The 5,468-nt window shown below is 68.6% G+C and carries 5 protein-coding genes; 3 read left to right on the plus strand and 2 right to left on the minus strand.

Annotated elements, in window-relative coordinates; all coding sequences use genetic code 11:
- Positions 1–225 precede the first annotated feature (225 nt).
- Positions 226–1,812 (plus strand): alpha/beta hydrolase, encoded by a 1,587-nt coding sequence (locus tag Mth01_RS28825; RefSeq protein WP_204019119.1) that lies wholly within the window; start codon positions 226–228, stop codon positions 1,810–1,812.
- Between the two features lie 124 nt (positions 1,813–1,936).
- Here Mth01_RS28825 and Mth01_RS28830 read toward each other — a convergent pair whose 3' ends face one another.
- Positions 1,937–3,280 carry a hypothetical protein gene (locus Mth01_RS28830; protein WP_204019120.1) on the minus strand — a complete coding sequence of 448 codons (1,344 nt, stop codon included), beginning with the start codon at positions 3,278–3,280 and terminating at the stop codon, positions 1,937–1,939.
- A 212-nt stretch (positions 3,281–3,492) separates the two neighbouring features.
- On the opposite strand from Mth01_RS28830, the gene fxlM reads away from it, so the two are divergent.
- Positions 3,493–4,698, plus strand: coding sequence for a methyltransferase, FxLD system (fxlM, locus tag Mth01_RS28835; RefSeq protein WP_204019121.1), 1,206 nt, complete (start codon positions 3,493–3,495; stop codon positions 4,696–4,698).
- Between the two features lie 89 nt (positions 4,699–4,787).
- On the plus strand, positions 4,788–4,997 hold the full coding sequence (locus Mth01_RS28840; protein WP_204019122.1) for an FxLD family lanthipeptide: 210 nt from the start codon (positions 4,788–4,790) through the stop codon (positions 4,995–4,997).
- 94 nt (positions 4,998–5,091) lie between these two features.
- Here Mth01_RS28840 and Mth01_RS28845 read toward each other — a convergent pair whose 3' ends face one another.
- On the minus strand, positions 5,092–5,406 hold the full coding sequence (locus Mth01_RS28845; protein ID WP_204019123.1) for a DUF6247 family protein: 315 nt from the start codon (positions 5,404–5,406) through the stop codon (positions 5,092–5,094).
- Between the last annotated feature and the right edge of the window lie 62 nt (positions 5,407–5,468).

Consider the following 5,468-nt stretch of genomic DNA (forward strand, 5'->3'; position numbering starts at 1 on the left):
TCCGGTGGTGATCAGGGTGTGGTCGATGTCCCACAGGACCAGCGTCTTCTCGGCACTCACCGTTCGAGCCTAACGATCGAGAACGCCCAGGACATCCCACTCAGACGTGGACGACTCTGCCTGGTCCGGCTCGATGACGTCATTCTTAACTATTGTCACGAAATATTTACTGATCGACAATCGTGGCGTCGAGGACATCGGCATACGCCTGTGATTGGAGATCGCGTGCGTAGAACCGTTCCACTGCTCGCCGTCGCCCTGGCGGCTCTCATGGCGTTATCCCTGTTAGCACCCGCAGGGGCCACGGCCGTAGCTCCAGCGGCGCCGGCCGTGACGATCAGCTGGACACCGTGTCCGCGCTACCCCTTCGCCGAGTGCGGCAAGCTCGCCGTTCCGGTGGACTGGAAGGACCCGGGCGGACCGACGATTGAGCTGGCCGTGGCCAGGCGCAGGGCCACCGATTCCGCGGCCAGGATCGGCACGCTGATCCTCCATCCCGGAGGGCCCGGCACCTCCGGGGTGAGCTATGCGCTGTCCCTGAACAACTTCAGTCCGGAGCTCAAGCGCCGGTTCGACATCGTGGGATTCGACCCCCGCGGCGTGGGGGACAGCTCCCCCATCAGGTGCTCTCTCGCGCTGGTTCTCCAGTTCCCCGACCCGCTCATCAAGAGTCAGGCGGAGTTCGACGCCTGGCTCGACTACAGCAAGCGGCTGCGCGCCGACTGCCGTGCCCGGACAGGGCCGGTTTTCGACCACATCGACAGCGTGAGCGCGGCCCGCGACATCGACGCGATCCGCAGCGCGCTCGGCGAGGAGAAGGTCACCTTCTACGGCCTCTCGTACGGCACGCTGGCCGGCCAGATGTACGCCGAGCTGTTCCCCGACCGGATCCGCGCCCTCGCCCTGGACAGCAACCTGGATCACAGCCTGGGCACCGGCCCCTACCTTTACAGTTGGGCCGCGTTCGCTCAGGACAGCTTCAACGAGTTCGTGAAGTGGTGCGACAGGGAGACCCGGTGCGCGCTGCACGGCAAGGACGTGCGAGCGTTCTGGACCCGCCTGCTGGACCGCGCCGACCGCGGTGAGATCCACCACCCCGGCAGCCCCGCCAGACCGCTCACCAGGGAGAACGTGATCCGCTACGCCTTCCGGGCGGGCTACGTGCCCACGTGGTACGAACTCGCCGAACTGCTCGTGGCCCTCGACGCGGGCGCGCAGGAGCCGCCCGCCTCGGCGGCCCGGCTGCTGGGCGCGACGGCGGATCAGCCGCGGGCGTCGGCAGCGGCCGATCCGGAGATCTCCGACCCTCTCCAGCTCTTCTGCGCGGATTTCCGCTGGCCGATCCGCGACTACCGGGAGTACGCCAGGCACCTCCGTCTCGCCAGGGCCATCGCACCGGACATGGGGATCGTCCCGACCAGCCTGACGCTCACCGCCGAGTGCCTGGGCTGGCCGGACCCGATCCCGAACCCCCAGCACCGCCTGCGGGTGAAGGGCAGCCCGCCGTTGCTGCTCGTCAACGGGCTGCACGACCCGGCCACCGGCTACGCCTGGGCGGCCCACGCCGCCGTCCAGATCGGGAGGGAGGCACGACTGCTCACCTACGAGGGCTGGGGGCATGGCGTCTACGGCCGTGGCGACTGTGCCACGAACGCGATCGACGACTACCTGATCTCGCTGAAACTGCCCGCGCGCGGAACCCGGTGCCCGGCCGTACCGGTACCGCAGCCCGACGCGGCCGACCAACCCGCACCATCGGCCCTGCTGTCGGATATGCAGGACATGCCGGGCTGGGCGGCACCACATCACTGATCCACGTTGATCGCGCGGGACCATGGGTGCGCCTGGCCACCGTGATGGCCGACCTCCGCCCGTCGGGCCGGCCCCCGGTCGCTGTCGACTGCGGGTGGACTGAGAGCTTGCGATACCTCAGCGATCAGAAGGTGCTCAGGTAGCTGCGGAACTCCTCGGCGGGCGCGCGGGCGGGCAGGCGGCGCCCGAACGCCTGCAGGCGGTCGATGACCCTGGTGGAATCCAGGCCGCTCGCGGTCTCGGCGGCGCGGCGCGCGGTGTCGATCGCGCCGTCCAAATCACGCTGGTCCAGCTGGGCCTCGGCAATGGCGGCCAGCCCGAGCGCGGTGTCGCGTGCGTAATCGGCACTGCGTTCGGCCATGCCTTCCTCCAGCAGCCGGACCGCGGTTCCGGGATGGCCGATGGCCACCAGGCCCATGCCGACCTCGATCGTGGTCGAGGGGCGGGCCATCCAGTAGATCCACGGCGGGTCTTCCTCAACGTCGCGCCTCTCCCAGTGCGCATCGGCGCGGGCGAGGATTCGCAACGCCTGACGCGGCTCTCCGGCGACGGCGTGCGCACGGACCTGCCAGGCGTCCAGCATCGCGTGTACCGTGCGGGAGGCACCGGCACCGATCCGGTCGCGGGCCACGTCCAGGAGGTTGACGGCGGTAGGGCCGTCGCCGGCGTAGGTGTGCTGCATGGCCATCTGCGACAGGATGTAGGCACCGGTCAGGGCATCGTCACCGGCTGCGGCAGCACGCAGGCCCGCGTGCCAGTAGCGCTCGGCTGCGGCGTGCCGGTCGGCGTCGAAGGCGGCCCACCCGGAAAACCGCAGCAGCTCACCGGCCGCGCGGTACAGGCGCTGTTCGATGTCGCTGCGGGAGCGACCGCGTCTCAGCAGTCGGATTACCAACCGCAGGTCGGCTCGGGCTTGGTTCAGGCAGTATTCGCCGCCGATCAGGTCGTCCAGGTGCCACAGCTGAGCCAGGCGGTTTTCGATCCAGGTGACGACCTCGGCGTCTGTGGTACCGCCACCAGCGGCATGGGCGAACTTGGCCGCTGGGACGGCGGCCCAGGCACGCGCCAGGGTAAGAGCGACATCGCCCGACAGCGTCAGAAACGCCCGCCGATCCATCTCCGGTCCGATCTCCATGCACTCCGCCATGGCGTCAGCGGCTGTCTGCGGCGTCCAGGCCGCGTCGATCGCCGGTGGTGCGTCGAGCACAGTGAGCCAGGACGGCCAAGGACGATACAACACCGTCTGGGCGTCGATTCCCAGCTCCGCTGCAAGGGCGAATTGTGCTGCCTGCTCGGGCACCGCACGGCCGTTTTCCCACCGCCAAACCTTTTCGCGGCGGGTGGCCATGTTCAGACCGGAGCGTCGTCTTACCAGGTCAGCTACATCGCTCAAGCTCCATCCGCGCAGATGGCGCACGTGGGTGAGCGGGTGGCGCAGCAGCGGGGCATCGGTCATCGGCTGGTCCATCGGGGCGGGGAGACTACGGCGAGACTACGCCGTCATGCCTTCCACCGGACGGGAACGCGCTCTTAACTGAGAGGCGCCGCACCATCGCGCAGCGCGAGGAAACAGTCGGCAAGCCAGAACGAAGGGGGGCGGCGCGGCTAACCCGGAGGAGCCTGTCACCAGCCACCATCGACCAGTTGCCCATCACAACCAAGAAGAGGGGACTCACAACCTTGGCCACCGATAACGACGTCCAGGATCCCACGGCGCTGCGTACCGCCATGGTGCGCGAACTCCGCGACCAGGGGGCGATCCAGTCTGGGCGTGTGGAGGCAGCCTTCGCCATCGTGCCGCGACACCTGTTCACGCCCGGCGAACCGCTGGAGGTCGCCTACGCCCCGGACAACGCGCCGATTGTCAAAACCGACGACAACGGCATGAATCTCAGCGTCGTTTCCGCCGCTCACCTCCAGGCCACCATGCTGGAAGCGGCCGAGATCGAACCCGGCATGCGGGTGTGCGAGTACGGCAGCGGCGGTTACAACGCCGCGCTGATGGCCGAGCTCGTGGGCGACAGCGGACGCGTCACCACGGTGGACATCGACCCCGACATCGTCGAGCGGGCCCGCACGTGCCTCAACGAAGCCGGCTACCACCATGTCAAGGTGGTGGCAGCCGATGCGGAGGAGGGCGTCCCCGACGCCGCTCCGTTCGACAGGATCATCGTCACAGCCGGGAGCTGGGACATTCCGCCCGCGTGGATCGACCAGCTTGCCGACGACGGCCGGATCGTCGTCCCGCTCCGGCTGAAAGGGACGACCCGCTGGATCGCGTTCGACCGCGACAGCTCGGGCCTGGTCAGCCGCGGCTACGGCTTGTGCTTCTTCGTGCCGTTCCAGGGGGCGGGCTCCCACACCGAGCGGACCGTCAAGATCGTCGATGGGGTGGTGCTGCGTCTCGACGACGAGGACCTCGAGGTCGAGGTGGACGCGCTGCGCCGGGCGTTGCACCTGCCGAGGATTGAACGCTGGTCCGGAGCCGTGTTCGACATGCCTGATGAGCAGGCGCTGTTCCTGCTCACCAACGAGCCGAACATGGCGCTCCTGCACGCGAGCCAGGAGGCCATCGACCAGGAGCTGCTCGCGCGCCCGGCACTCAGGGGCGTGCCCGTCCTGATCGGCGGCGACAGCTTCGCCTACCGGGCCGCGCGGCCGAACTACGACATGGGCAGCGGATTCGAAAGCGGCGTCTACGCTCACGGGCCCTCGGCCGAGGACCTCGCCGACCGGTATGTGGAGCTGCTGCGCCAGTGGGCGGACAAGCACCACCGCCGTGGTGCCGCGTCCATCCAGTACGTCCCCAAGCCAGCCGACGTTCCGGCCATGTTGGCCGGGGTCCTGCCGAAACGGCACGGAACCGTCGTCGTCACCTGGCCCTAGACCGCCGGGCTCTTCGAGGAGGTCGAATGATCTGCCCGAGGAAGCACCGGGGAATCCCACCCAACCGCCCTAACGAAGGAGGGACCTTCATGACCGCCCGCTCTACCGGAGGTGCGGCAGTGCTCGCACCGCCCGCGCTCGGACTCCCGGACGCCGAAGGCTGGGACGCGGCCGACTGGCGCGACGAACTGGACGTGTCCATCGTCGAGTCCGGCGTGGCCGCCGAGCAGCTCATCCGCATGACCGACGACGGCTGCAATTCGACGTGCGGGACCGCGTGCGTCAGTTGCGGCACGTAGGCGTCCTGCTGGGTTCCGACTCCTGACCCGAGCGCCCGGCCGGCGCACCAGCCGGCCGGGCGCCCCCCGACTACGGGGAGGGTGAATCGGTAGCTCATCGGCCCCGTTGCGCGCGCACCCGTGCTAGGCGTTCCTCGTAGTCGGGGATGGCCGCTTCGATGGGGACGGTGATCGCGGTGCCGTTCAGGACCTCCTGCAAGGAAGCCTCATAGTCCGGGTCCGCAAGTGCGAGGGAGGACAACCACCACAGGTGCAGAACATCGTGCACTCGGTGGTATTCGCCGGGTTCGCGAGCGTCCTCCAGCGCCTTCCAGTACTGCGTGAGGAACTCCTGACGGTACTGCTCGGGAAGGGACTGCAGGATCGCCTTGGGGCTGTAGCGTAGATCGTGAACGGGCTGAGCGCTCATAGGACGAGCCTAGCCGCCAGCGACCGGACCCGCAGGTCAGTAGCCCCAGAAAGCCCAGGCGC

This window comes from Sphaerimonospora thailandensis (assembly GCF_016863115.1).
Lineage (GTDB): Bacteria > Actinomycetota > Actinomycetes > Streptosporangiales > Streptosporangiaceae > Sphaerimonospora > Sphaerimonospora cavernae.